Origin of the sequence: Pontibacter sp. MBLB2868 (assembly GCF_051904785.1) — a bacterium.
Taxonomy (GTDB): Bacteria; Bacteroidota; Bacteroidia; order Cytophagales; family Hymenobacteraceae; genus Pontibacter.
Window position 1 is genome coordinate 3,674,770 of sequence record NZ_CP196710.1, and the last position, 25,047, is coordinate 3,699,816.

Annotated in this window: 25 protein-coding genes; 15 read left to right on the top strand and 10 right to left on the bottom strand. The window is 46.3% G+C overall.

From position 1 onward, the window contains the following. Positions 1-79: 79 nt before the first annotated feature. The 4 genes from ACSX1A_RS15680 to ACSX1A_RS15695 all read left to right on the top strand — a co-directional run bounded on the left by ACSX1A_RS15680 (position 80) and on the right by ACSX1A_RS15695 (position 5,115). Positions 80-1,180, top strand: coding sequence for an alkene reductase (locus ACSX1A_RS15680; protein WP_439880582.1), 1,101 nt, complete (start codon positions 80-82; stop codon positions 1,178-1,180). Between the two features lie 211 nt (positions 1,181-1,391). Further along, positions 1,392-1,877 carry a 2-C-methyl-D-erythritol 2,4-cyclodiphosphate synthase gene (gene ispF / locus ACSX1A_RS15685; RefSeq protein WP_439880583.1) on the top strand — a complete coding sequence of 162 codons (486 nt, stop codon included), beginning with the start codon at positions 1,392-1,394 and terminating at the stop codon, positions 1,875-1,877. A gap of 65 nt (positions 1,878-1,942) precedes the next feature. Continuing rightward, a complete protein-coding gene (locus ACSX1A_RS15690) occupies positions 1,943-3,592 on the top strand; it encodes a M28 family peptidase (protein WP_439880584.1) in 1,650 nt (549 codons plus the stop codon). Positions 3,593-3,741: 149 nt separating this feature from the next. Further along, positions 3,742-5,115 carry a LutB/LldF family L-lactate oxidation iron-sulfur protein gene (locus tag ACSX1A_RS15695; RefSeq protein WP_439880585.1) on the top strand — a complete coding sequence of 458 codons (1,374 nt, stop codon included), beginning with the start codon at positions 3,742-3,744 and terminating at the stop codon, positions 5,113-5,115. A gap of 65 nt (positions 5,116-5,180) precedes the next feature. Here ACSX1A_RS15695 and ACSX1A_RS15700 read toward each other — a convergent pair whose 3' ends face one another. The 5 genes from ACSX1A_RS15700 to sdaAA all read right to left on the bottom strand — a co-directional run bounded on the left by ACSX1A_RS15700 (position 5,181) and on the right by sdaAA (position 10,287). Beyond that, the gene (locus ACSX1A_RS15700) at positions 5,181-6,437 is read right to left on the bottom strand and encodes a pyridoxal phosphate-dependent aminotransferase (protein ID WP_439880586.1); all 1,257 of its coding nucleotides are present in this window, start codon (positions 6,435-6,437) and stop codon (positions 5,181-5,183) included. A 263-nt stretch (positions 6,438-6,700) separates the two neighbouring features. Further along, complete coding sequence (locus ACSX1A_RS15705; protein WP_439880587.1) at positions 6,701-7,876, bottom strand: DUF4407 domain-containing protein; 1,176 nt, start codon at positions 7,874-7,876, stop codon at positions 6,701-6,703. A gap of 171 nt (positions 7,877-8,047) precedes the next feature. Then, the gene (locus ACSX1A_RS15710; RefSeq protein WP_439880588.1) at positions 8,048-8,773 is read right to left on the bottom strand and encodes a hypothetical protein; all 726 of its coding nucleotides are present in this window, start codon (positions 8,771-8,773) and stop codon (positions 8,048-8,050) included. Between the two features lie 112 nt (positions 8,774-8,885). Beyond that, positions 8,886-9,110, bottom strand: coding sequence for a hypothetical protein (locus ACSX1A_RS15715; RefSeq protein WP_439880589.1), 225 nt, complete (start codon positions 9,108-9,110; stop codon positions 8,886-8,888). A gap of 271 nt (positions 9,111-9,381) precedes the next feature. Then, entirely contained in the window at positions 9,382-10,287 is a 906-nt protein-coding gene (gene sdaAA, locus ACSX1A_RS15720) for an L-serine ammonia-lyase, iron-sulfur-dependent, subunit alpha (protein ID WP_439880590.1), read from the bottom strand. 186 nt (positions 10,288-10,473) lie between these two features. Between sdaAA and ACSX1A_RS15725 the strand changes: the two genes are divergently transcribed. The 4 genes from ACSX1A_RS15725 to ACSX1A_RS15740 all read left to right on the top strand — a co-directional run bounded on the left by ACSX1A_RS15725 (position 10,474) and on the right by ACSX1A_RS15740 (position 13,546). Then, positions 10,474-11,619 carry an App1 family protein gene (locus ACSX1A_RS15725; RefSeq protein WP_439880591.1) on the top strand — a complete coding sequence of 382 codons (1,146 nt, stop codon included), beginning with the start codon at positions 10,474-10,476 and terminating at the stop codon, positions 11,617-11,619. Between the two features lie 41 nt (positions 11,620-11,660). Then, a complete protein-coding gene (locus ACSX1A_RS15730) occupies positions 11,661-11,945 on the top strand; it encodes an acylphosphatase (protein WP_439880592.1) in 285 nt (94 codons plus the stop codon). A 71-nt stretch (positions 11,946-12,016) separates the two neighbouring features. Beyond that, positions 12,017-12,991, top strand: a complete 975-nt coding sequence (locus ACSX1A_RS15735; protein ID WP_439880593.1) for a hypothetical protein — start codon at positions 12,017-12,019, stop codon at positions 12,989-12,991. Between the two features lie 3 nt (positions 12,992-12,994). After that, entirely contained in the window at positions 12,995-13,546 is a 552-nt protein-coding gene (locus ACSX1A_RS15740; protein WP_439880594.1) for a Crp/Fnr family transcriptional regulator, read from the top strand. A gap of 83 nt (positions 13,547-13,629) precedes the next feature. Here ACSX1A_RS15740 and ACSX1A_RS15745 read toward each other — a convergent pair whose 3' ends face one another. Beyond that, on the bottom strand, positions 13,630-14,319 hold the full coding sequence (locus ACSX1A_RS15745; protein WP_439880595.1) for a hypothetical protein: 690 nt from the start codon (positions 14,317-14,319) through the stop codon (positions 13,630-13,632). Positions 14,320-14,557: 238 nt separating this feature from the next. Here ACSX1A_RS15745 and ACSX1A_RS15750 point away from each other — a divergent pair, with 238 nt between their 5' ends. Beyond that, positions 14,558-15,121, top strand: a complete 564-nt coding sequence (locus ACSX1A_RS15750; RefSeq protein WP_439880596.1) for a DinB family protein — start codon at positions 14,558-14,560, stop codon at positions 15,119-15,121. Between the two features lie 11 nt (positions 15,122-15,132). On the opposite strand, the gene ACSX1A_RS15755 is transcribed toward ACSX1A_RS15750, so the two are convergent. Then, positions 15,133-16,548 carry a thioredoxin-like domain-containing protein gene (locus ACSX1A_RS15755; RefSeq protein ID WP_439880597.1) on the bottom strand — a complete coding sequence of 472 codons (1,416 nt, stop codon included), beginning with the start codon at positions 16,546-16,548 and terminating at the stop codon, positions 15,133-15,135. 206 nt (positions 16,549-16,754) lie between these two features. Here ACSX1A_RS15755 and ACSX1A_RS15760 point away from each other — a divergent pair, with 206 nt between their 5' ends. From ACSX1A_RS15760 to ACSX1A_RS15770, 3 genes are all read left to right on the top strand, one after another. Continuing rightward, the gene (locus ACSX1A_RS15760; protein ID WP_439880598.1) at positions 16,755-17,270 is read left to right on the top strand and encodes an NADH-quinone oxidoreductase subunit A; all 516 of its coding nucleotides are present in this window, start codon (positions 16,755-16,757) and stop codon (positions 17,268-17,270) included. A 61-nt stretch (positions 17,271-17,331) separates the two neighbouring features. Beyond that, the gene (gene nuoB, locus ACSX1A_RS15765) at positions 17,332-17,907 is read left to right on the top strand and encodes an NADH-quinone oxidoreductase subunit NuoB (RefSeq protein WP_439880599.1); all 576 of its coding nucleotides are present in this window, start codon (positions 17,332-17,334) and stop codon (positions 17,905-17,907) included. A 27-nt stretch (positions 17,908-17,934) separates the two neighbouring features. After that, complete coding sequence (locus ACSX1A_RS15770) at positions 17,935-18,534, top strand: NADH-quinone oxidoreductase subunit C (RefSeq protein ID WP_439880600.1); 600 nt, start codon at positions 17,935-17,937, stop codon at positions 18,532-18,534. Positions 18,535-18,638: 104 nt separating this feature from the next. Here the strand turns inward: ACSX1A_RS15770 and ACSX1A_RS15775 are convergent, their stop codons facing one another. From ACSX1A_RS15775 to ACSX1A_RS15785, 3 genes are read right to left on the bottom strand one after another with little or no spacing between them, the layout of a single operon-like run. Continuing rightward, complete coding sequence (locus tag ACSX1A_RS15775; protein WP_439880601.1) at positions 18,639-19,439, bottom strand: SPFH domain-containing protein; 801 nt, start codon at positions 19,437-19,439, stop codon at positions 18,639-18,641. Positions 19,440-19,441: 2 nt separating this feature from the next. Continuing rightward, positions 19,442-19,630, bottom strand: coding sequence for a hypothetical protein (locus ACSX1A_RS15780; protein WP_439880602.1), 189 nt, complete (start codon positions 19,628-19,630; stop codon positions 19,442-19,444). Positions 19,631-19,684: 54 nt separating this feature from the next. After that, entirely contained in the window at positions 19,685-20,053 is a 369-nt protein-coding gene (locus ACSX1A_RS15785; RefSeq protein WP_439880603.1) for a glyoxalase superfamily protein, read from the bottom strand. Positions 20,054-20,436: 383 nt separating this feature from the next. Here ACSX1A_RS15785 and ACSX1A_RS15790 point away from each other — a divergent pair, with 383 nt between their 5' ends. The 3 genes from ACSX1A_RS15790 to ACSX1A_RS15800 all read left to right on the top strand — a co-directional run bounded on the left by ACSX1A_RS15790 (position 20,437) and on the right by ACSX1A_RS15800 (position 25,036). After that, positions 20,437-21,564 (top strand): NADH-quinone oxidoreductase subunit D, encoded by a 1,128-nt coding sequence (locus tag ACSX1A_RS15790; protein ID WP_439883563.1) that lies wholly within the window; start codon positions 20,437-20,439, stop codon positions 21,562-21,564. A 127-nt stretch (positions 21,565-21,691) separates the two neighbouring features. Then, positions 21,692-22,546 (top strand): phosphatase PAP2 family protein, encoded by an 855-nt coding sequence (locus ACSX1A_RS15795; protein ID WP_439880604.1) that lies wholly within the window; start codon positions 21,692-21,694, stop codon positions 22,544-22,546. A gap of 75 nt (positions 22,547-22,621) precedes the next feature. Continuing rightward, positions 22,622-25,036: a DUF5686 family protein gene (locus tag ACSX1A_RS15800; RefSeq protein WP_439880605.1), complete on the top strand. Its 2,415-nt coding sequence runs from the start codon at positions 22,622-22,624 to the stop codon at positions 25,034-25,036. The last annotated feature ends 11 nt before the right edge of the window (positions 25,037-25,047 follow it).

A 25,047-nucleotide genomic window follows, 5' to 3' on the forward strand; every position in this document is an offset into this window, starting at 1 on the left:
ATTGAATGCAGTGAAAGCCGGGGCATAGCACTTACTTAACAGCGTTGGCCTTCGCTTCTTACATCTATAACCGAATAAAATGACGCAAGCACTTTTAAAACCAATAACACTCCACGATTTAGAATTAAATAACCGGGTGATCATGGCACCCATGACGCGCAGCCGCGCAAATAACGAGGGGAATGTACCAACAGAGCTGATGGCAACTTATTACCGCCAGCGAGCAGGCGCAGGCCTGATCATTTCAGAAGGCTCACAAATTTCCAAGCAAGCTGTGGGATACGTGAATACGCCTGGTATCTATTCAAAAGAGCAGGTAGAAGGTTGGAAACAAATTACAGAAGCCGTACACGAAGAAGGCGGCAAGATATTCCTGCAGCTGTGGCACGTAGGCCGTATGTCGCACCCTGACTTTCATGATGGTGAATTGCCGGTAGCGCCATCTGCTATTAACCCGAATGATAAATCCTTTACACCGCAGGGTTTCAAAGATACCGTTGCCCCACGTGCGCTAACCATCCCGGAGATCAAGCAGATCGTGCAGGATTTTAAAAACGCAGCTCAGAACGCAATAGAAGCTGGCTTTGATGGCGTGGAAATTCACGCGTCCAATGGATACCTGCTACACCAGTTCTTCGCTTCTACTTCCAACACGCGTACGGATGTGTATGGCGGCTCTATTGAGAACCGTGCCCGTATCCTTTTCGAAGTGATTGATGCAATAAAAGAAGTAGTAGCAACAGAGAAAGTAGGTGTACGCCTGAACCCAAGCCTGAACGGCATTTTCGGGATGACCTTGAACGAGGATACTATCCCTACCTTCGATTATATAGTAGAGAACCTGAACAAGTATGATTTGGCGTACCTGCACCTGTCAGAGCCATTTAACGATGTCAGTGACCTGCCGCACGCAGAACCGCACATTGCCAAGCGTTACCGCCCGATGTACAATGGCAACCTGATCATAAACGCTGGCTTCACCCAGGAAAAAGGCAACAAAGTAATAGAAGCCGGCGATGCCGACATGGTAGCATTTGGCGTACCGTTTATTGCTAACCCGGATCTGCCGGAGCGTTTTGAACAAGATGCAGAGCTGCAGCAGCCTGACAAAGACACCTTTTACACTCCTGGTGCCAAAGGCTATATCGATTACCCTTCCCTGGCGGAAGTGGAGGCCTAAGCCAAAGGCGCTTTTACATATATACCTACAAAAGCCAGCTACCCGAAGGTAGCTGGCTTTTGTTTTTTGTGCTGCGCCCGAGAGAACTTTAATGTACTAACTTCAAAAAAGAGCATCGTAAATAGCACACAATCGTAATTTTCGATTAGATTTACTTTTTGTACTCTCTGTTTTAGAGCTACAGGCAAGGCTATACTATAGATCACGCTACATGAAACTGAAAATAAGAACCGGCTTTGGCTATGATGTACACCAGCTGCAGGAAGGCCTGGACTTCTGGCTCGGTGGCATTAAAATTCCACACACACACGGCGCACTTGGCCACTCAGATGCCGATGTGCTGATCCACGTTATCTGCGATGCCCTGCTGGGAGCCGCCAACATGCGCGACATCGGATTCCATTTCTCTGATAAAGACCCGCAGTACAAGGGCATCGACAGCAAGATCCTTTTAAAGGAAGTGGTTCACCTTTTATCCAGGGAAGGCTATGAGATTGGGAACATAGACACAACTGTGTGCCTGCAGGAGCCGAAACTGAACCCGCACATCCCGGAAATGAAGGCATGCCTGGCAGAAGTGATGGGGATTCCGGAGCACGATATTTCTGTAAAAGCAACCACTACAGAGCACCTTGGCTTTGTTGGCAAAAAAGAGGGAGTAGCCGCTTTTGCAACCGTACTTATCGTAAAGCAGTAAGCTAAGCCAGGTCCAACAAATCAGACTAAACTAAATCAATACTTTTAACACACCTTCTACTTACTATGAGACATAATGTCTACGGGTATTTGCTGTTAGCTGCCCTTGGGTTTGGCTGCACTAAAACGCCTTCCGCCAGCAAAGAACCTATCACCGACGCTAATAAGCTTCGCGAAGTTTCTGAAAAATATGCAGAAACAGTTACAGCCGCTGACCTTTCCAAACACCTGCACATCCTGGCTTCTGATGAATATGAAGGCCGTAATACTGGTGAAAAAGGTCAGAAAATGGCCGCCGAATACATCTCCCGTGAGTTTCGTGAAGATGGCCTGACAGGTCCGGTAAAAAGTAATACCACCAATCCTTATTACCAGTCTTTTGACCTGGAGAAGAGCCAGTGGGGAAGCGGTTACATGACAATCGGGCCAGAGAAATACCTGATGATGCAGGACTTCTTTGTGCTCGGAAGCAACTCTCCATTCCAGACAGAGCAAGCCGCAGACATTGTATTTGCCGGCTACGGTATTGACACGGACGAGTACTCTGATTATACTAACAAGGATGTTAAAGGCAAGGTAGTGGTCGTATTGGCCGGAGAACCGAAAGATGCCACAGGAAAATACCTGATCAGCGGAACCGATAAGGCATCGGATTGGGGCAACGATTACCGCCAGAAGCGCAATGCAGCCACAAAACAAGGCGCCAAGGCTGTGATGATTGTGACAGGCACGAGCCAGGATGAGTTCAATAGCCTGACACAGCGTTACAAAGCCTATGCAACACGACCATCTATTGGCATAAAGAGCAGCAGCGAAGAGCCCACAGCAGCGCCTGTTTTCATTTCGCCAGTTGCCGGAGCCGCCCTTTTAGGCACTACCACTGATAAGTTGTTTGACTATGGCAACATGGTAGCGAAGGCTGGTAAGCCTGTACCTGCAAATTTTACAGTGGCAAAGGATGTAAAGATCAAAACAGAGCGTAAATCTGAGCCCCTTTCCACCGAAAACGTACTTGGCTTTATCGAGGGGTCAGATAAAAAGGACGAGGTAGTGGTAGTAACCGCTCATTACGACCACGTAGGCGTGGATACCACAAAGCAGGGTGACCAGATTTACAATGGCGCCAATGACGATGGGTCCGGAACTGTAGCAGTTATTGAACTGGCTGAGGCTTTTGCCAAGGCTAAGAAAGATGGCTATGGCCCGCGCCGCAGCATGTTGTTTATGACTGTTACCGGCGAGGAAAAAGGACTATTAGGATCTGAATACTACTCTGAACACCCTGTCTTCCCGTTGGAGAACACTGTAGCCGATGTTAACATCGACATGATCGGACGTATGGATACTGACCATGAAAAGACCAACGACAGTAATTATATCTATGTGATCGGTGCAGATAAACTTTCTTCAGAATTGCACCAGATTAACGAAGAAATGAACCAGAAGTATGTAGGCCTCAAGCTGGATTATACTTATAACGACGAAAACGACCCTAACCGCTTCTACTACCGCTCTGATCATTACAACTTCGCAAAGAATGGTATTCCGATCGTGTTCTACTTCAACGGTGTTCACAAAGACTACCACCAGCCATCTGACGAGGTAGACAAGATTCTTTTTGACAGTGCAGAAAAAGTAGCTCGCCTGGCGTTTCACGTGGCATGGGAGCTTGCAAACCGCGATAACCGCATCGTAGTAGATAGCCATAAAAAATAAAATACTAGAAGGGCATAACACCCGTTATCTGTATTAAAACACACAGCTCTAGCAGCTTTCAGAAAAACACCCTAACTTTAAGGGTGTTTTTCTTTTTTGTTGCACCTCAAGATGCAGCCTTTGCACTGAAAAACCGTAAGGGAAACAGTATGAGTAAACTGAAACAGTTTCTGCTGGATGCAGAGACCAAAGCATTTGACCAGGGCCACCGCGCTACCATCAAGTTCAACATCGGCAAGTATAACGCCGCTGTACAACGTGGCCTCACCCAATATTCCGATCATGAACTGGCCCGTGAACGCGGCTCTTATATTAAAACGAACTCCATCAACAATCTTGACAAGTACCTGATGGAGTTTGAAACGAACTTTACGGCACGTGGCGGTAAGGTTATCTGGGCCCGCGATGCACAGGAAGCTCTAAAAGAGATCGGAGAGATCATGAAGCGCAAACGCGCCCGTTCTGTGGTAAAATCGAAATCGATGATCACAGAGGAGATCCACTTAAATGATTATCTTGAAAAGAACGGTATTGAAACCGTTGAAACTGACCTTGGCGAGTACATTGTACAGTTAGCGGAGCAACGGCCATATCATATCGTAACACCGGCCATGCACATGTCTAAAAAAGACATTGCGGAACTGTTTGTGCGCAAACTTGGCATTGCTCCTACCGATAATGCAGAAGAGCTGGTAGGTATTGCCCGTAAGCTGCTGCGCGACAAGTATACCGCTGCAGAGGTTGGCATAACAGGGGGTAACTTTCTGATCGCAGATATTGGGGGAATAGCGGTAACAGAAAACGAAGGCAATGCCAGGCTTTCCACCACATTCCCGAAAACCCATATCGCCATTGTCGGTATCGAGAAGATGATCCCATCTGTAATGGACCTGGATCTTTTCTGGCCCTTGCTAAGCACTAGCGGAACAGGGCAGAACGTAACGGTGTATAACACGATCATGACCGGCCCAAGGCAACCAAGAGAGCAGGATGGGCCGGAGGAAATGTATGTCGTGCTGTTGGATAATGGCCGGACTGATCTGCTGGCCTTACCTGAAAAACGTGAAGCGCTTAACTGCATTCGTTGCGGTGCCTGCCTGAACGTATGCCCGGTATATAAAAACATTGGCGGCCACACCTACGAGAGCACGTATAGCGGCCCGATAGGCTCTGTGATCACGCCTCATTACAATGGCATGGCCGAAAACAAGCACCTGAGTTTTGCCAGCTCCCTGTGTGGTGCCTGTACTTCTGTTTGCCCGGTAAAGATCAACATTCACAACCTGTTGCTGCTAAACCGCAAGCAGAGTGTAGACCAGGGCTTTGCTGAAAGCACTGAAACTACTGCTTTTAAATTCTGGCTAAAGGCCATGAAAAGCCGCAAACTGTTAAACCTGGCTCCGTCCGGTATTAAGAATTTTGTGCTGAAACAAGTGCTAAAAGATACCTGGAGCAAACGCCGGGAGCCTTTGCACGTTCCTAAAAAATCGTTTAACCAGCTCTGGAAAGAGCAGAGGTCATAAATTAAAATGCCTGCACCAATCCCGTGCAGGCATTTTAATTTATGATTATAGGAATTCAGATGTGCTTATTTCAGCTTCTGCAGCGCATCACGCAACCTGCTTAAAGATGCTTTGATATCATTCAGAGAAGCTCCTCCCACAGATAACCTGAACCAGTTAAGGTCACGGCTGGATCCGAATGCGGAGAATGGCACTACCGCCAGCTTTGCCTCCTGCAACACATAAAAAGTAATATCCTGGCTTGTTTGCAACAAGCTGCCATCTGGGGTGGTCTTCCCTGCCAGGTCAAGCTTGGCCGACAAATAAATGGCTCCCATTGGTTCGATAGCATCAACTGTAAACCCTTCAGACTTCAACTCTTTAAAGCCCTTATAAAGTACCTCGAGGCTCTCCTGAATTTTCGGCTTGAATGTATCCATAAAGCCATCTACATCGGCGGGGTGCTGCAGAAAATCGGCCATAGCCATTTGCTCTGCCTTCGGGGCCCATGCCCCAATATGACCAAGTATGGACTTCATTTTATCCATCACTACAGTTGGCCCGAAAGCATATCCTACCCGCACACCGGTTGCAGCAAAACATTTAGAGGTACCGTCAATATAGATCGTATAATCCCGTATTTCAGGCCGCAGGCTTACCGGATCATAATGCTCCACATCGCCAAAGGTCAGCATCCAGTAAATCTGGTCATATAACATATACAGTGGCTTTTCTCCCGCTGCACGATTTTTATTCTCCTCCAGCACCAGGTCACATATCTCCTCCAGATCCTTTTTCGAGAACATAGTACCGGTTGGGTTAAGCGGTGAGCAAAGTGCCAGCATTGTAGCCCCTTTCAGGAAAGGTTTAACGTCAGCCGCAGTAGGCATAAAGTTATTTTCCGGCCTTGTTTTCACCTCTACAGGTGTCGCCCCTGATAAATGGCAGTAGTGGTTGTTGTTCCAGGATGGTGTTGGATAGACCACTTTATCACCTGGATCGATCAAAGCCATATAGGTAGCATAGATCAATGGGCGGGAGCCCCCGGCCACCAGTATATCGCTTTCTGGGTACGTTAGCCCCAAACGCGATTTGGTAAATTCTACAACTGCTTTACGCAGCACCGCCACGCCATTGGCAGGAGGATAGTTGGTGTGGCCCTGTTCGTAGGCTTTTGTTATTCCTATCCGGAGTTCTTCCGGAATCGGGTAAATACTTGGGTCAAAATCTCCGATGGTAAGGTTACAGATAGGCTCACCTTTCGCGATCATTGCGTTTACCTCGCCGGCAACCCGTATAATTTCGGAGCCGATCAGGTTTTGCGCCATTTTAGAAACAGTCATGGGGCATTAGCTTTATGTGCTTTACAAGTTAAAAATTTAGCCGCAAAATGCGCCAATAACTTATGATTTATTAGTGAATGTGCACGATTTGAAGACCGTAAGACGGGTAACGGCAGCGCCAATCAATGTTGTAACTACGCAGAAAAGCAGGAGCCGAATGGCGTGCTTAACTTCCAGAGTGACCCGAGTTAAGTATAAAAGCAAAATCGCCTGCATCAAGTAAGACGCAGGCGATTTATTATGTGAAAGTTGGTTTTATTTTATTACCATTTATAATAACCGTTCTCCTCACCGTCATTCAAAATGTCGGCTGCAGTACCGGGGCTACGACTAATATCCTTCAGCATACGCTCCTTCCAAACTGCGGCAGACTCCCTGACAACCTCCAGGTGCGCATCTGATTTAATCCGCTCTTCCTCACGCTTGGCATCAATTTCATAATCGGTCCGGGCCGAGAATTTTGCTTCAGCAACCATCTGGCGGGTATCATACTGCTTCTGACGCTCAGCCACACGCTGTATTTCCTGCGTGGTTCGCTCATGCTCTACGCCTTTCAGAATATCATCATAAGGGCCTTTACTGGAAATCAATTTAGTAAAGATCGGGGCTGTTTCAAGACAGATGAACAGCAAGGTGATGAAGAATACCGGTAGCCAGGGTAACTTATCCAAGGCATTGATACGAGCCATTAAGCCATCGTAATTCGAGAAACTTTCCTGGCCTTCGGCAACAGTGGTGTCGTATTGCTTCATGAGATCCGCGATGCGCTGCTCCTTCAGCAAAATCCGCGCCTGCGCATCTGCCTGCATCAGCTTCAGTTCCTCATCTACTTTCTCGTACTGCTGCTTTTTCTCTTCAAATATCGGACCTTTACCCACTTTACCTGTACCACCTGTACCATCGGCTTCTGCGGCTACTATCTCATAAAGCTTGTTACGCTCCTGCAGCTTTGCATCCACAGCTTGTCGAATAGCGGCAATTTCTGATTTCACAGAGTCTACCTCAGCGAACTGCTTACCTACCAACGCTTTGTGCTCTATCGCCAGTTCTGCCTGCTTTTCCTTTAAAATAGCCTGAATCTCCTTATCAAATATTTTAAGCTCCAGTGGTTTAGAGATGACCACAGCCAGCACCAGTGCCAGCAAAATTCGTGGTGTTACCTGCAGCAGTTCTTTCCAGAACTTGCCTTCTTTGCGTAGCGTGGAAACAATAAACCGGTCGAGGTTGAAGATAACAGCACCCCACAGCAAGCCAAAAGCAATTGCCAAGGGAGCAGAATCAAATACAGTATGTAAGGCATAACCACCGGAGATACTGGCCAGCAAACCAGTAAAGAGTACCGTAGCACCTATACCTGCATATTTTATATGCTCAGACTTAGAGCACTTTTCAAGAATAGTGTCGTCGGCTCCGGCACACCACCAAAAAAATTTTTTCATTTATTATTACCTGTACAGATTAAAACTGGAGCAAGTGCAGTCAGTGCTTATTAAAGTATAACGCGCAAACTACTGGTGTTAATACTTTTATACACTTAAATGTGACGAATAAGCCCTTAAAAGTGACGAACTTACAGTATAATCCGGCAACGTGGCACCTGCTGCTTTAGTTCAATCAGTATTTGAGTCCTTAAGCTTGTCATAAAGCAACAGCGATGCAGCGGCACTGGCCAGTACTTTACGCGTATCTTGCGCAAGCCCCGGACTCATCCATACTTTGCCATTGTTCACTACCTGCACGGCACCGATCACTTCCCCGGCATCTCTGAATTCGTATCCCAAAATATCTCCCAGAGGCAGTGTCTTTCCTTCAAATTTATAGACAGGTGTTACTTGATACACCTTGCGCCCATTGGTAACCTCACCCTCAAACTTTTTTCGTGCTAAGTAGTGCCCCGGGTCAACTGTTACGAGGTGCCACTGTCCGCTTTCCGGTGACGTAAAATAACTTACATAATATTCTTTGTTGGGTGCCAGTTGAATGGTAATGCCATTGGTAGACTTCAGGTTTTTTTCATGCAGCTTGCTTGCGCCAAAAACATACCACTCGCTGCCTTCCTGGGTATCCTTCAGGCTAAACTCATACTTTTGAGATGCCCGCAGGTTATCGTAACCCAGGATGTTAAAGCCACCGCTTTTCATCCATCCCCGATGCACATCAGCAACTTTAAAAGCACCGATCATAAAATCGCCATTAGGCTTTAACATCTTTCGGCCAGCAACCGGTAACTCTGTGGCCTGTTCTTTAAAAGAGGATTCTACGGCCATAGGAGGCACTGAGCACGAAGACAGCAGCAGCAGTCCCGCCAGTGATGCCAGTAATAGATATTTTTTCATAGTTTTATTGTTATAGGTAAAGTAGTTATAATGCAAGTTTAATTCAAATATAGCTTTAGCATATATAATGCCAGAAGATGAAGATTCTTTTGCTTTAGCGGAATAAAATATGCTAGTTTTTTATGGTTGTGTTAACTACTGCTACTATTACCAATTCTGCTATTCTTTTTAGTTGCTGCTGATCCGCAGTCTTACGTTTGCCCTTTTTCATTTCTAACTTTGGTGCCCTCCTGGCCGGGAGGCCTCGTCTTGCCGCATCGCGCTGCTTTCCTTTCCTGCCCTCGTGCCTCGGGCTGCCTCGCTCTCGCTCGTCACCGGAAACTCTCGAGGCGCTCAACGTCAAGACTGGAATCAGTTCGGTCGCTGCAGCCTTTGCTATGAAACAAGTTTCATTCCCCTCCTCGGAGGGGTTAGGAGTGGGTTCATGCCCACAGCTTTGCCAACGGCGCTGCAGAAATCCTGTCTCTGTTGGGGGGAGGAGCCCACCCTCTAATCCTGCAAATCCTGATACTGACAGAGATACCTATTTTAGAGGCAGAAGGATTAAAACAAAAAAGGTAGAAACCTTACCCGGCTCCTACCTTTCTAACAGTCACTTTATTTCAGAATTACTCCGAATCCTCGTCCGGCAAAATCTCTACATCCTGCACCAGCACGAAGTTTTCGATTTCGCGTGCTCTTGGTGTATTCGCCAAACCTCCTTCGGCTGTTTCTTTATACTTGCGCTCCATGCTTTCGCCTACTTCACCCAGTGCTGCCACACATTGGTCAACAGGTATAACAGGGTCTACACCGGCAATGGCCAACTGCGACGAAGAGAAAGCAATGGCCGCAGCACTGGCATTGCGTACAATGCATGGCACTTCTACTAAGCCGGCTACCGGGTCACAAACCAGGCCAAGCATACATTGTATTGTAATGGCAACAGCATTAAACACCTGCTGCACATCACCGCCCAGGCAATATACAATAGCACCTGCTGCCATTGCAGCGGCACTACCGGTTTCTGCCTGGCAACCACCCACTGCACCAGCCAATGAAGCGTTCTGCTCAATGATCAGGGCAATACCGGCTGCTACCAACAGGCCTTCGTGTATCTTTCTGTCCTCCAGGTTATGCAGCTCCTGCAGCGTAGTGAGAGTTCCGGGTAAAATACCCGAGGCCCCCGCCGTTGGGGCAGCCACAACGCGGCCCATGCAAGAGTTTACTTCTTTGGCTCCCAAGGCACGGGACACCAGCATCTGAAACTCCGGCGACAATACCGTTACCGGCGACTTCGCTACTTTCTTTGCGCTGTTATTAACCATGCCCGACCGCGAGGTCATATTCTCTGTCAGACCTGTATGCACGGCATCCTTCATCACATCGAAAGCCTTGGCAATGTTTTCCCAAATATATTCCTCGCTGCGGCCCTTCTGTTCTACTTCATAATCCAGAACGGCCTGGTAAAGGGGCTCTCCGGTTTCGGCGCAATGCTTTTCCCAGCTTTTAAAATCAGTGAATAATAATGACATAGTATTTCTTTCTTTAACAATCCAGCCTGACACCTGCCGGGGTCACCCAATATAAACACAATTTCTATACACAGCTTTACCTGTGCCTATTTAACAAAGGTAACAGCCTTAAACGTTCTTGCCGGCAAAATCAAATTTTCATTTAACTCCCATTGCTCCCTGACGTTCAACAAAAGTAAAAAAACTATGACCAAGATAACTGAGGAGTTGAAGCAAAACCTGCTTCATGCCTTAAGCGAACTAAGCAGCAAAGCCTCTATGGTAAAGTTTGCTGTCAAGAAAAGGCTGAATGTGCTTGAACCTGTTAATATAATGCCCTTCTACGGATTCGCCAGCGACAATTATGTATACCTGAAAGGCCGTGTTCTGGAGCAGGAAAAGCTAAAAGACACTGCTGATGTTGAGAAATTAACGGAGCAGTGGCTTAACATGTGGAAACGCATGGAATCGGATGAAATACCCGGTGCAAAGCTTAAAGCCTGGTTTGATGGCAAGGAACTGGACATTGAAACAGATGAAGAAGGATATTTTGATGTAGAGATCCACACGGATGAGAAAATTAATTTCGGCAATACCGGCCATAAAATACAACTGCAGCTACAGGAGCAGTACACAGATCATGATAAGAAAGATGCTGAAGGCTACCTGTTTGTACCGGGTAAAGATATTGAGTTTGGAGTGATCTCTGATGTGGATGACACCGTACTGGTATCGCATGTTAAGGAGTTTATGGGCACTATACGCCTGATGCTACAGAAAAATGCAACAGAACGAAGCCCCTTTCCGGGTATTGCAGCCTATTTAAGGGCACTAGAAAAAGGCAGTGATGGCAATGGCCACAACCCTATTTTCTTTGTATCTGGCAGCGAGTGGAACCTCTACGATCTACTGGTAAGTTTCCTTAAATCTCATAATATACCCCAAGGGCCGCTGCTACTCCGTGATCATGGCACCACCTGGGACAAAGGGAAGAATGAGACCAGCGAAGCGGAGTATAAGCGTGAAAAAATCAGGCATATCCTGGATACCTATCCCGCTATTAATTTTATATGCATCGGCGATAGCGGCCAGCAAGACCCGGAAGTTTACGAAAAAATTGCAGATGAATATCCAGGCCGTATTATTGGCATTTATATTCGGGATGTAACTCCCGACAAAAGTAACAAGAAGGTTAAAGAGATAGCAAACAGACTAAAGCAAAAGGGCATTGAAATGATGCTAGCGGAAGAAACATTTTCAGCCGCTAAACATGCCGTCAAAATGGGCTGGATAAATGAGGACCAGCTCACCGAAATTGAACAGGAGTGTAAGGAAGATCAGCAGCAGGAGTAACCTTACAAAGAAGCAGAACCACTTAAACTTTACTTTATACTATGGGAAAAGATAAAAAGCGCGTTGCCATGCGGGTACATGGCAAAGTACACGGTGTTTTTTTTAGAGCCACTACCGTAGAGAAAGCGGAAGAATTTGGCCTTACCGGCTTCGTCCAAAATGAGGACGATGGCACTGTATACTTAGAAGCCGAAGGAAGCCCTGAAGCACTAAAAAAACTGGAGCAATGGGCACATGAGGGACCAAGTAAAGCACAGGTTGATAAAGTGGAGGTAGAGGAGAAACCGGACCTGAAAGGCTTTGATGGGTTTGAGCAGCGGAGGTGAGGTGAAACTACTAGAATATGTTATAATTATACATTAACTTTATCCTATACATATTACTTTAAATTAGGCTGATGAGTACTAGAATCCTTCACTGTTCAACTTCTTTTGAGAACTACAATATCTGCATTGATCAAAAAATTGCAGGCTTCTCAAACAGAGGCCCTCAACCTAATGACGTAATATATTTAGCAGTTAAAGACGGCAAGAAAACTGTGTGTGGTGCAAGATTTAAACTTGATGAGCTAACAGACCTCAAGCCGTGGCCTGATGGGCAAAAATACATTCATGCACTTACAGTAAAAGATATTGAATACTGTCAGCCTTTTGACATCTCTATATTATCTCAGACAGGAGGTCCATTTTGGGGAGTCAAATATATGCAAGCCTCTAAACCTATTTCTGACAAATTGGCTTGTGAGCTCTTAAACAAAACGTTCAATATTAACAAAACTGAGTCATTTATACCTTTTAAGGTTAAAGTTGATAGCAGTAATTTTGATGCCCCATTTGAAAAATCACCAACTATAACCCGTGACTCAATTAAGATTCAAGCTATACTAGCCGAAATTGGTGAGCGCATGAAATATAAAATCTGGCTTCCGAAAAATGACAGGAGTAGAGTTCTGGAGGTTTGGCAGCCGAAAAAGAGTAATTCCGTTCTACTGGATCTGCCTCTCAATTATGATGTTGATACTTTAAAGACGATTGAGAATATTGATGTGCTCTGGATAAAGGGGCACTCTATTGTACGTGCCTTCGAGGTAGAACATACTACCTCCATTTACTCTGGCATATTAAGGATGGCTGATCTCATGGCACTACAACCTAACCTCAATATTAAGGCACATATAGTTGCTCCAGTGGAGAGATATGATAAGGTTATGAAAGAACTATCAAGGCCTGTTTTCAAACACACTTTAGCCCCTTCATGCTCTTTCATTACTTATAACTCAGTTGAGGAGTTATCTAAGGAGAGAAGGCTTGAATATATGTCAGATGATGTTTTAAATGAGTTATCAGAATATGCTGATAATTTAGTAAGCTAACACATGCTCCACACCCTCCTCCAACAAATCCCTTACTTCACCCCGGAAGATATCGCTGCTTTTGAGCTTCTCTGGAAAAAGCGGGTGCAGTTGAGTAGGTATGACTTTTTGATCCGGCGGGGGCAGGTAGAGCAGGGTTTATACTTTGTCACTAGTGGCGCACTTCGTATTTACTATCCTTTGCCTGACGAAGATATTTGCGTAGGCTTTGCTTACCCCGATACACTGGTTGTTTCTTTTCCGTCTTTTGTAGATGCCAAACCCTCTGCTTATTACATACAGGCTCTGAAGAAGAGTGAGTTGTTGGGCATCAGCAAAAATGACCTTGTACAACTAATGGAGGAGCGGCCTACTATCAAGCGTTTCTGGTACGAGCAACTGGAAAAGGCACTGGTGGGGAAAATAGAGCGTGAAGTAGACCTGCTGCTGCCAGAGCCGGAGCAACGCCTGCAGCGTGTCATGCAACGAAGCCCTCACTTGTTTCAGCACATCCCGAAGAAGTATATTGCCTCCTACCTGCGTATGTCGCCGGAAACATTGAGTAGATTAAAGTAGGTTTAGAAACTAAAGCGCAAATCCACATTTTTAACAATACATAGCCGGGGAAACGACACCAACGTTGCCCCGGCTATAAGTTTTTAAAGCGTGTTATAAAAAGCAATTAGCTTTTCAAGGGCAGCATCTTCCTTTAAATTTAACTGGTTCTCTTTCAGAAAATTCAGCACCTCCTGAGCCTTATTACTATCCAGGGCAGCAAGCACTGACTTCTTGTTTTGATTGATCTTCGTCATTTTACCTGGCGTCGAAATATAGTATTTCACCGACTCCTTGATCTGCTTTTCTTTTACAATAGAACCATCAGGGCGTTCTTCAACAATTGCCTTAGTAGTTCTCTTTAAAAGCTTTGTATCACCATCGTTCAACACCTCAAAAAAAGATGTCAGACCAGCGCCATCTATAGCGGGGAAACCATTTCTGAAAACTCTTTCGTCTACAACTGCACTGTTTATCTCTTTATGCATAACAAACTCATGAACAGGGTTCATGAACAACTGCCGCTTATCGCCCTCTGCATTAAAAATTAATTCGTCCTTTAGCTGATCGTAAATCAGGTCCATACCTTCATAAACAATACCATTGGTTAGCTTTACACTACCCTTTGTCCATTCCGGGTACAGGTAAGGTGAGCCTTTCATGTTATTGTAATCTTTGCCAAACGCCTGCATCGATTCACCGTCAATAGTAATATTAACACCTTGCGCAGCTGCATCAACAACTGCCAGACCAGCAGCCAGTGCTAACATCAGGACAGGAAAAAATTTCTTCATATGCTTTTAATAATTGTTTTATAAATATATAACATGAAAGATATAAAATAACTTTTTAGAATTTACATATTTAATATCCGTTTTCTTCAAAACTCAATTAATAACGTTGTGGCTTGACTTAACACAATGTTTCCGTGCTTTAGAAGGTAAAAAAGGCTTCAGAAAGCAAAAGTCTTGATCTCAATCAAGGATTAGGAGGTATAACCTGCTGTATCTTTGTAGTGTACAACATAAAACTATGACCACTATGAACACACCGGAGCAACTTTTGCAAATTACAAGAGGCCTTAAGGAAACCGTAACTGCCGACTTCGCATCGCTGGACCTGAGTACTCTTAACTTTAAACCCGCCCCCGATAGCTGGAGCATTCTGGAGTGCCTCGAGCACCTGAACCGTTACAGCCGCTACTATAACCCGGCTCTGGCCAAAGCCATTGCCAGTAATTCTGACGGAAACTTCGTGCAAAGTATAAGCTACAGCTGGCTTGGTAAAAAATCATTGGATATGGTACGACCGGGCAACATGAAGAAAAATAAGACCGTGAAGCACATGAACCCAAACAACAGTGAATTGGATCGTGCCACAGTTGAAGAATTCCTGCAGCACCAGAAGGAATTATTAGACCTGCTTCAGGAGGCAAAAAAGGCTAACTTAAATAAAAAGGCTGTTCCGGTAGAGTTCTTTAAGCTGCTGAAATTGCGTATTGGCGAGACACTGGAGTTTGTGGTAGTGCACCAGGAGCGGCACGTGCAGCAGGCGCTGCGTGTAAAACAACAGGTATCAAAGCAGGCGGCAGCATAAGCCGCTTCGCTCTACAGCTTTACCTCCACCTCCTGCTTTTCGCCGGAGCTGATGTCTATTTTGAATAGCTGATGACTGTTGGTGCTGGTTACCCAAAGCTGACCATGCATAAATAATACGTCATTGGGCTCACTAAAACCAGTCGCCAAGGTGTGCACCCGCCCCCGCGACAGGTCCAGCACTTTTATCTTACCATTATAAGTATCCGCAATGTAAACGTCTGTGTCTATTACTTCCACACCAACACAATGCTGCAGCAGTGCATCATCTACAGTGCCATCCACATCACCAAAATCAAACAGGCCTTTGCCCAGAGGTGTAAGCACCATGCCTGTTTTCAGATTAACTGTACGGATGGCACTGGCTTCGGCATCAGCAACGTAGAGCACATGGGCATTATTCGCTAATCCGCTGGGTTGGTTAAAGGCAGCCTGCCGCAATGGTCCGTCAGTTAACGCTTCGCGGCCGCTGCCGGCAAAGCGATAAACTTTAGAGATAGCCAGGTCCATGCGCAGTATCTGGTGATTCCCGGCGCTGGCAATAAACATACTATCGTGGTAAATGAGCAGGTCCCACGGGCTATTCGGGTTAACTGGCTCCTCCAACTGATCATCCAGGAAGTAATAACTTAAATCACCTGTTCCGGCAGCTGTGCTCACCATCTTGTGTTTCAGGTCTACCTTACGGATAGCATTGTTCTTGGCATCGGCAATGTAAAGCACATCCCCGTGTATGGCCATGCCATGCGGTTCATAGAAAGTAGAGTCGGCATATCCGCCATTATTAAACCCCTGTTCCCCACTCCCGATCACCTCCAGCACCTGCCCTTCCTGGTTCAGTTTCAGAATTCTATTGTGGCCGCTATCGGAGAGGTAAATATTGTTTTGGTTGTCGCAGATAAGTTTTGATGGGAAAGACAAGACTGATTCCGGGTGATGCTCCACGTGAAAACTTAGTGGCTCATGGTTCAGTCGGTCTTTGTATTCTTCTTTTAATTTCTGAATGTAAGGATGAACTGTATCATAAACACCTTCTCCGGCATGTTGCCCGATCACTTTGCCAGCAGGATCGATCAACACAATAGTTGGCCAGGCTTTGGCTCCGTATTGGTCCCATACTTTAAAGTCAGCATCATTTACCACAGGGTGATTTATACCAAACTTCTGTATGGCTTGCGCTATTCTTTCGCTGTGCTTTTCGGCATCAAACTTAGCTGAGTGCACCCCAATTACCACCAGGATGTCCGGAAACTCTTCCTCCAGCCGTTTCAGGTCAGGCACAATATGCTGACAATTAATACAGCCAAAGGTCCAGAAGTCCAGCAAAACGATCTTGTTTTTGAAGTCTTTTATAGACCAGGTCCTGTCTGTGTTCAGCCAGCCATGCTCGGTATTAATTTCTGGTGCGTTAACTTTGCCTGTAAGCATAGCGGTGGTTTAGAAGTTCTGCTTATAATTCGTACAGCTATACAACGGGAAATGTTTTTTTAATTGGAGTCACCTCCGGTTACCGGCCCTCCAAAAGTCTGGGTTAACTGAAAAATTGATAACCGCTTCTATCTGTTATTACAGCAAATAGGGAGTGGGGCAATTCCCGCAATTTTGTTGTAAATTTGTATAAACACCTGCAAGCAATGGCAGAAACTTATACTTCTGATTTTGGTACAATACTGCTCTTTCTGATTGGAGGCGCTATTTTCGTGGTGATTGGTTTATTTACAAGCCGTTTAATACGTCCGAAAAACCCTAATCCGGAGAAGCTGGCAACGTATGAGTCCGGTGAAGAGCCGATCGGTAATGCCTGGGTCCAGTTTAACCCGCGTTTTTACGTAGTAGCGCTTATCTTTATCATATTTGATGTGGAGCTGGCATTCCTGTTTCCGTGGGCAACTGTGTTCGGCAGACGAGAACTGATAGAGGCAACTGACGGAGCCTGGGGCTGGTTCTCGCTCATTGAGATGTTCATTTTTATTGGTGTGCTGGTATTGGGACTTGCCTATGCCTGGGCAAAGGGCCACCTCGATTGGATAAAACCAAAACCTATACTACCGCAGAGCCGCTCTAAAATACCTCTCGATGTGTATCAGCGCGTGAACGAGCGCAAGTATTACAGGAGCAACGCTGCCCAGGATGAAGGCCAGCAACTATAAAAGCAAAGTACTTGGTAATAGCCATATGAGGCTTGAGCATACTTTTTAACCTTATTTAGAATTGGATATACCACAGGATAAGACCGGAGAAGGCGGTGTAGTTATAACGAAGCTGGATGACCTGCTTAATTGGGCCAGACTGACTTCGCTGTTCCCGATGGGTTTTGGCCTGGCATGCTGTGCTATAGAAATGATGGGCGCTTATGCCTCTGGCTACGACATGGACCGCTTCGGCATTATACCACGAGCATCACCGCGCCAGTCGGACGTGATGATCGTGGCTGGTACGGTTACCTTTAAAATGGCTGACAGGGTTCGGCGCCTTTACGAACAGATGCCCGAGCCGCGTTATGTTATTTCGATGGGCTCCTGCTCCAACTGCGGCGGACCTTACTGGGAGCACGGTTACCATGTGGTTAAAGGTGTAGATAGAATTATACCTGTGGATGTGTACGTGCCGGGCTGCCCTCCACGGCCGGAAGCACTTATCGGCGGATTTTTGAAATTACAGGAAATCATCCGCAAAGAAAGCATCCGGGCCCCGAGAGCGGTACAACAGATCATGGCGAAGCGAGAACAGCACACCCAGTCAATAGCTGGAAACGAATCCCAGACTGAGGTCATTTCTAATTCATAATTTTTAATTTCTAATTCAGAAAATAAGGTGGAGTTCGAAGAGCTAAGAGACTTTATAGCAGCTAAGTTTGGAGCCGAAGTTATACTTGAGGCTAAAACAGACAACATGCAGCCTTACCTGGTGCTTCAGCCGGAGCGACTGCCGGAGGTGTGCCTGGAACTACACGATAACGATCAGACGTACTTCGACTTCCTGTCTTGCGTAACTGGCCTGGATAACGGCCCTGAAGCAGGCACAATGGAAGTTATTTATACGTTGTACTCAATCCCTTATGATCATCACCTGACGCTGAAAGTACAGGTGCCCCGCAACAACACAGCTGAGCAAAGTATACCACAGGTGCCAACTGTAAGCCACATCTGGCGCACCGCCGACTGGCATGAGCGTGAGGTGTTCGACCTACTGGGCATTTACTTTACAGATCACCCGGACATGCGCCGCATCCTGTGTGCCGCTGACTGGGAAGGACACCCGCTCCGCAAAGATTACCAGCTGCAGGATTATTACCATGGCATAAAAGTGCCTTTCGACCAACACAACGAGTTTAACGGCTTTAAAGGAGAACCACAGCGCATTATTAACCCGGAAGCAGAGAATTTTCCGGATATGCGCGAAAAGCCACAGTAGTTTGCTTAGTACCACCTACCTGGTGTGGGTGGTTGACCAAATTGCCACAAAAAAAGCCGTTGGATTTACATCCAACGGCTTTTTTTGTATCGTCAGCTACCTGATTAATCTACGTTTTTGAAGAAAGTAGGAGAGTTACCATAGAGCGGAGTTCTGCCGTCCCATTTCTCGATAAACTGCTGCTGAATGAGCATAGGTGTAAGAGTGCGCTGTCGTAACTCATTTGCTTTAGCTTCTGCTTCGGCTTCCACTATCTTTTTACGGGCCTGCGCCTCGGCTACCTTCAGTTCATTTTCTACCTGCATTGCCTGCTGCACTGCCTTGTTTTTCAGGTTTACTGCCTGCACTATTACTTCCGGGTATTGTAAGCCGCTGGTCATTTGCTCCAGCTCAAAACCTTCTTTACGCAGGGCATTATCCAGAGCCAGCTGCACTTTATCCTCAAAGCTTTGCCTGTTAGAAATGATGCTGTCTGTGCTGTACTGGTTAAACTGAATCCGGAAAGCATCACGTGTATAGTTATAAAGCGTAGTTTGAGTTATCTGATCGATGTCTTTACGATATTTAGCAAAGATCCGTGGGCTCTCTCCGGGAATTACCCTAAATGAAATGGTAGGGTCTACCGTAAAAACAGAACCATCTTTGGCATTCACTGTAAACTCGCTGTAGTCTATGGTTTGCACAAAAGTAGGAAACTGAAACACTTCCTCTGTTAAAGGATTAAACCACACACGCCCTGTTACCAGCGACACATCTTGTACGCCTTTATCGGTACCGTATAATTTCACCAATACGCCTTCATGACCAGCATCAATGCGGGTACAGGATTTCATGGCAGTAACAGAGAAAATAAGAATTAGTAGAAAAGAAAGGCTCCAGGTAAGGATTTGACGGGCATTATTCATTGTTATGCTTTTAACTTATTAAGTGAGAAACGAATTACAAAATAGTTGGCCACAACAAGTACAGCCAATAAGAGCAGGCCAATCGCCACAGAGGCATCAGAAGGCTGCCTTACCATAGAGGCGATTTCTGTGAACGTAAGTATATCAACTATGAGTAGTATACCTAGTAAAAATAAATACTGGAATTTCATCTGGTGTGGGTAATATAATTTACTTGTAAGGCTCGTTGCAAAGTGTGAATGATCTTATTGATCAAGTGGGCTGAAAAAAATTAACCTGTTTCCGAAAGGGTCTGCTATACACATTTCATTACTTGCCCAAGGCTGGCTTTCCATGCCTGGATTGGCATTTTTATACTTTTTCTTTTTCAACAGTTGGTGGTATTGTACAATATCCGGCGTTTCTATTCTGAGAGCGGCTCCGGGTGAGCAGTCGCCATGATGTTCAGATAAATGCAAAACACAGTTGCCTTTCGACACTTGCATATACAAAGGCATGTTAGCAGCAAACCGGTGCTCCCAATCAACCTGAAACTCTAAATATTCAATATAAAACTCCCTTGCTTTATGCTCATCAAACATCCGGAGGATAGGAGTTGGGCTTTCAAATTTCATATCAGGATTATTTTAACTGGTTTTCAAAACAGCGTATTTCACGTACGCCTTACTTAATTGATCCTTACGCAGTGTTTTATTAAACCCATACCCTACTCCTGCACATGCAAAAGGCAGGTGAACTAACGAATATACTATATATCCCCGGCATTATATAATCATTATGTACAGTTATCCTTAAAATGCAAATCATCTAGCCAGGCTGAAAACGGCAAGCAACAAACTGCTGCACAAATCCCTCTTTTTTACGAACTTTGCTGAAGAAGCAAACCTGTATACCAAACCATTTAACACGCTAACCCTTGAGCCAGTCTACCTATACAAAGTACCTGCTGCAGTCGGAGCCTAACAAGTTTAGTCTTGATAATCTGAAGGCTGGCGAGATGATCGTGAATATGGGGCCACAGCACCCCAGCACACACGGGGTGCTGCGACTGGAGGTAGTCACAGACGGGGAAATTATACAGGAAGTGGTGCCGCACATTGGCTACCTGCACCGCTGCTTCGAGAAACATGCCGAGCATATGGCCTATAACCAGACCATCCCCTACGTAGACCGCATGGATTACCTCGCCGCCATGAACTCAGAGCATGTGTGGTGCATGGGAGTAGAGAAGCTGATGGGTATAACAGACCAGATTCCAAAGCGGGTAGAATACATACGGGTACTGGTGGCAGAGCTTAACCGTATTGCTTCTCATTTTGTAGCCATTGGCACTTATGCCATCGATATTGGCGCTTTTACGCCATTCCTTTGGATGCTGCGCGACAGGGAGCACATTCAGCGCCTTTTAGAGTGGGCAAGTGGGGCTCGTATGCTTTATAACTACATCTGGATAGGGGGTTTATACTACGATCTGCCTATCGGCTTTGAAGAGCGTTGCCGCGAGTTTCTTGATTACCTGTTGCCTAAGCTCGATGAGTTGGATACCATCCTGCTGGAAAACAAGATCTTTATAGACCGTACTGCCAATGTGGGTGTGTTGCCTTTAGATGTAGCCATTAACTATGGCTGCTCCGGCCCAATGCTGCGCGGCTCTGGCCTGAAGTATGACCTGCGTCGTGTAGATGGTTACAGCGTATACCCTGAACTTGAATTTGATGTACCTATCGGCCAGGGTTTAGCCGGCACCGTAGGCGATTGCTGGGACCGCAATTACGTACGTGCCCGGGAGTGTCGCGAATCGGTGAAAATTATTCGCCAGTGCCTCGATCAGTTAACCGGTGCTCATAAACGCACTCCTGAATTTGACCCACAGGCTGCCTGCCCCAAAAAAATGCGCATGACCGGAACACAGGAGCTGTATTTCAGGGGAGAAACACCGCGTGGCGAGTTGGGCTTTTTCTTCCGGACCACAGACCGCAGCGACATTCCGTTCCGGGCTAAAGGCCGTGCCCCCAGCTTTGTAAACCTGTCCGTGTTACCGGAAATAAGCAGGGGTTGTATGGTGGCAGACCTGATCGCAATTATAGGTTCAGTAGACATTGTGTTGGGTGAGGTAGATCGTTAACAAGCACAGCAAAAACTACAGTAGCTACGGCACGATTTTTATTTGAAATGAGTTTGCTAAGTAACAATCACATCAAAAGCCCCAAAAATTGATATTTAATAAGACTCTGACTGCTCACCTGCTTTGGATGAGCTTACTCGTTGGCCCGGTTGTGGCACAGACACAGGAAACACAGCCTGTTAATTTATCAACAACAATCACTACTGATGCAGCATCGGCAGGTTTACTTAAAACAGTAAACTTTACTGCTGATACGCTGCAAGAGTTAAGCGCGGTAGCGGATACCATTTATCCAGGGCAGAAAAAACCTTTTACCGATGCCCAGCTACAAGAGGGTAATAATAAACGATTCCTGAAAAGGGCTGTTTTACCAGCTGCAGCACTTATCGGAGCAGGAATTTATACAATACAAGGTAACGGACTTTACAGCAGCTTTGATGCCCGTGATCAAAGGTTTGAGAGCTTTCCGAACTTCAGCACAAAAGTTGACGACTACCTTTTCTTTCTTCCTATTGCGTACATGTATGGCTTTAATGCGTTTTCTTCTCAAAACCGCCACGACATTCGCCGCCAGACCGGACTGCTGTTAGCTTCTGGTGCCCTTACCTCAGCCATAGTATGGCCTGTTAAGAAATTAACGAACATTGACCGGCCTAATGGAGACCCTACTGCTTTTCCTTCTGGCCATACAGCCTACGCTTTTACTATTGCAACTGTAGTAGATAAAGAGTTCCGGCATAAGAGCCCCTGGATAAGTGTGGGTAGCTATACCATTGCATCGGCTACAGGTGTGATGCGCGTTTTAAATAATGAGCACTGGATGGCCGATGTGCTGGCTGGTGCGGGTGTTGGTATTTTATCAGTAAACACTGTATACTGGTTACACGACAAGCTATTTAAAGACAAAGGACTGAATACAACGCTTGCGCCTACCATGTTACCAAACGGATCTCCCGGCATGGGGCTTACAGTGCAGTTCTAAAGTATAAACTAATTAAATATAAATGGCGCTCCCTCTGTAGCAGGAGGAAGCGCCATTCTTTTTTATCTTTACAGTATGCTGCCAAAGATACTGCTCCCGGTCTTATCCTTTATACTTCTCTCGTCCGCTACCTTTGCCCAGGTACGTAAGGTCCAGGGCGTGGTGCGCGACGCTCAGACCAATGAAAGACTGGCCTTTGTAAGTATAGCCGCTAACGATGGCGAGACAGGAACTACTACGAACCTGGAGGGGCAATATCAGCTTCAGCACAACAAGCCAATCAGGAGTCTCCGGTTCAGTTATGTGGGTTATGCCTCCCAGGTTGTTTACCCAGATTCCTCTCAAATATTAAATGTATACCTGCAGCCAGCAGCGGCCCAGCTGCAGGAGGTGATCGTGCACGGCACCGGTGAAAACCCGGCACACCGTATCATTCGTCTCGCCACACAGAACCGGGAGAAACACCAGCTGGAAAATATACCAGCCTACACCTATCGTACTTATAACAAACTGATACTTACCGCTACCGATACCCGGCAAGTGGATTTCAGCGATACGCTACAGCTATCCCCACAGGACTCAGCTTACCTGAAGATGCGTAAGCTGCTTGATAAACAGCACCTCTTCCTGATGGAAAGCATCACAGATTATGCTTACCTGAAACCCGGTAAAACAAAGGAGACCATACTGGCCACACGTGTATCCGGCCTGCAACAACCGAGCTTTGGTGTAGTAGCCGCAGAGGCCCGGGACTTTTCCGTGTACGAAGATATGCCAGTCTTTTTTGGTAAGCGTTACCTGAGCCCGCTGAGCCCGGGCAGCACCCGCAAGTATGATTTCCTGTTACAGGAGACTGTTGCCATTAACGGTGACACTACATTTGTGATCTCCTTTAAACCGGAAGCAGGCAAAAACTTTGATGGTTTGGAAGGATTACTGTACATCAACAGCAACGGTTGGGCAGTACAAAACGTGCTGGCACAGTCAGCGGCCAACGATGATAAGCGTGGAATAAAGCTACAGCAGCGATATGAGCAGGTGGGAGCACAGCAGCAGTGGTTCCCCACAGAACTGGATGTGGAGATCACCGTGCCCCAGCTTTCACTAAAAGGCCACCAACCCTACGGACATCTGCGTACCTATATTACCAATATCAACCTGAACCCCAACCTGCGCAAGTCAGATTTTGGCGTAATTGCCCTGCAACAGAAAGCAGATGCGCACCTGCAACCAGACAGTTACTACCAGCAGTTCCGCCCCGATTCCCTCAATGCACTGGAGACACGAACATACCAGCGCCTGGACAGTGTGGGCAAGGCTGATAAACTGGATCGCACCATCCGGGTAATGGAGTACCTGATGGCAAAGCAAATACCTTTGGGGCCGGTAAGCATTGATATTCCACGCATTTTTAAAGTAAGCGCATTTGAAGGGGTTCGGTTAGGATTTGGCATGCACACGAATGCCTTATGGTCAGAGCGGTTTATAGTTGGCGGTTATTGGGGCTATGGCTTCAGAGATGAGCAAGAGAAGTACGGAGCCGATGCAACTGTTATACTTCACAAGCCATCGGAGCTACAGCTTAAAGCAGCCTATTCTGAAGATGTGTCAGAGCCAGGTGGCAGAAACTTGCCTTACCAGCACAAAGGCCTGCTTAGTAATTACCGGCCCGCCATACTTCCAGACCTTACTTATACCACGCATAAAAGCATTACCCTTGGAGGCAGGCTGTTCCGTTATCTGCAGGCACAGACCCAGCTGAGGCAAGAGCAGCACCGGCCAACCTTAGGCGTAGCAGCCGACGCGCAGCCACTTGCTTACAACCTGACGGAAGGAGTGATCAGTTTCCGGTATGCTTATGGCGAAAAATACATGCAGCAGTTTAACCAAAAGATACTGATGCCTGGCAGCTATCCTGTGCTGTGGCTACAGTATACCCGCGGTCTGAACAACATACTTGATGGCAATTACAGTTATAATAAGTATGATATGAAGCTGGAGACGAGCCTGCGGCACAGAACCTTTGGAGAAAGCAGCATTATACTTACCGGCGGTCTGGTAGATGGGCACGCCCCTTTTGTAAGCCTCTACAACGGCTACGGCAGTAATAATCCAGAGTATAAAGTATACATTGGTGAGGGATTTGAAACCATGCGCCCGTACGAATTCTTCTCCGACAGGTTCATGGCACTTTTCTTCGCTCATAATTTCGGCAAGCGCTTTTTGCGCACCAGTTTCTTTAAACCGGATGTGGTAGCTGTTACAAATGTGGGCTGGGGCGACCTGCTGCAGCCACTAGAGGGCATGCTGCCGGAGCAGTTCAGCACCATGAACAAGGGCTTCTATGAGTCCGGTTTATTACTCAACAACATCATCAGCTCTACTTTTTCCGGAATTGGTGTTGGCGCCTTTTACCGCTACGGCCCTTATGCTTTTGACAAAGCAAAGGACAACCTGCGCGTAAAGCTGACTTTAACAATTGCTTTCTAAACACCCTATTA

Coding starts and splice junctions, on each gene's coding strand:
- ACSX1A_RS15680 (WP_439880582.1), top strand. CDS start 80: ATGACGCAAGCACTTTTAAAACCAATAACACTCCACGATTTAGAATTA.
- ispF (WP_439880583.1), top strand. CDS start 1,392: ATGAAACTGAAAATAAGAACCGGCTTTGGCTATGATGTACACCAGCTG.
- ACSX1A_RS15690 (WP_439880584.1), top strand. CDS start 1,943: ATGAGACATAATGTCTACGGGTATTTGCTGTTAGCTGCCCTTGGGTTT.
- ACSX1A_RS15695 (WP_439880585.1), top strand. CDS start 3,742: ATGAGTAAACTGAAACAGTTTCTGCTGGATGCAGAGACCAAAGCATTT.
- ACSX1A_RS15700 (WP_439880586.1), bottom strand. CDS start 6,437: ATGACTGTTTCTAAAATGGCGCAAAACCTGATCGGCTCCGAAATTATA.
- ACSX1A_RS15705 (WP_439880587.1), bottom strand. CDS start 7,876: ATGAAAAAATTTTTTTGGTGGTGTGCCGGAGCCGACGACACTATTCTT.
- ACSX1A_RS15710 (WP_439880588.1), bottom strand. CDS start 8,773: ATGAAAAAATATCTATTACTGGCATCACTGGCGGGACTGCTGCTGCTG.
- sdaAA (WP_439880590.1), bottom strand. CDS start 10,287: ATGTCATTATTATTCACTGATTTTAAAAGCTGGGAAAAGCATTGCGCC.
- ACSX1A_RS15725 (WP_439880591.1), top strand. CDS start 10,474: ATGACCAAGATAACTGAGGAGTTGAAGCAAAACCTGCTTCATGCCTTA.
- ACSX1A_RS15730 (WP_439880592.1), top strand. CDS start 11,661: ATGGGAAAAGATAAAAAGCGCGTTGCCATGCGGGTACATGGCAAAGTA.
- ACSX1A_RS15735 (WP_439880593.1), top strand. CDS start 12,017: ATGAGTACTAGAATCCTTCACTGTTCAACTTCTTTTGAGAACTACAAT.
- ACSX1A_RS15740 (WP_439880594.1), top strand. CDS start 12,995: ATGCTCCACACCCTCCTCCAACAAATCCCTTACTTCACCCCGGAAGAT.
- ACSX1A_RS15745 (WP_439880595.1), bottom strand. CDS start 14,319: ATGAAGAAATTTTTTCCTGTCCTGATGTTAGCACTGGCTGCTGGTCTG.
- ACSX1A_RS15750 (WP_439880596.1), top strand. CDS start 14,558: ATGACCACTATGAACACACCGGAGCAACTTTTGCAAATTACAAGAGGC.
- ACSX1A_RS15755 (WP_439880597.1), bottom strand. CDS start 16,548: ATGCTTACAGGCAAAGTTAACGCACCAGAAATTAATACCGAGCATGGC.
- ACSX1A_RS15760 (WP_439880598.1), top strand. CDS start 16,755: ATGGCAGAAACTTATACTTCTGATTTTGGTACAATACTGCTCTTTCTG.
- ACSX1A_RS15775 (WP_439880601.1), bottom strand. CDS start 19,439: ATGAATAATGCCCGTCAAATCCTTACCTGGAGCCTTTCTTTTCTACTA.
- ACSX1A_RS15780 (WP_439880602.1), bottom strand. CDS start 19,630: ATGAAATTCCAGTATTTATTTTTACTAGGTATACTACTCATAGTTGAT.
- ACSX1A_RS15785 (WP_439880603.1), bottom strand. CDS start 20,053: ATGAAATTTGAAAGCCCAACTCCTATCCTCCGGATGTTTGATGAGCAT.
- ACSX1A_RS15790 (WP_439883563.1), top strand. CDS start 20,437: ATGATCGTGAATATGGGGCCACAGCACCCCAGCACACACGGGGTGCTG.
- ACSX1A_RS15795 (WP_439880604.1), top strand. CDS start 21,692: ATGAGCTTACTCGTTGGCCCGGTTGTGGCACAGACACAGGAAACACAG.
- ACSX1A_RS15800 (WP_439880605.1), top strand. CDS start 22,622: ATGCTGCCAAAGATACTGCTCCCGGTCTTATCCTTTATACTTCTCTCG.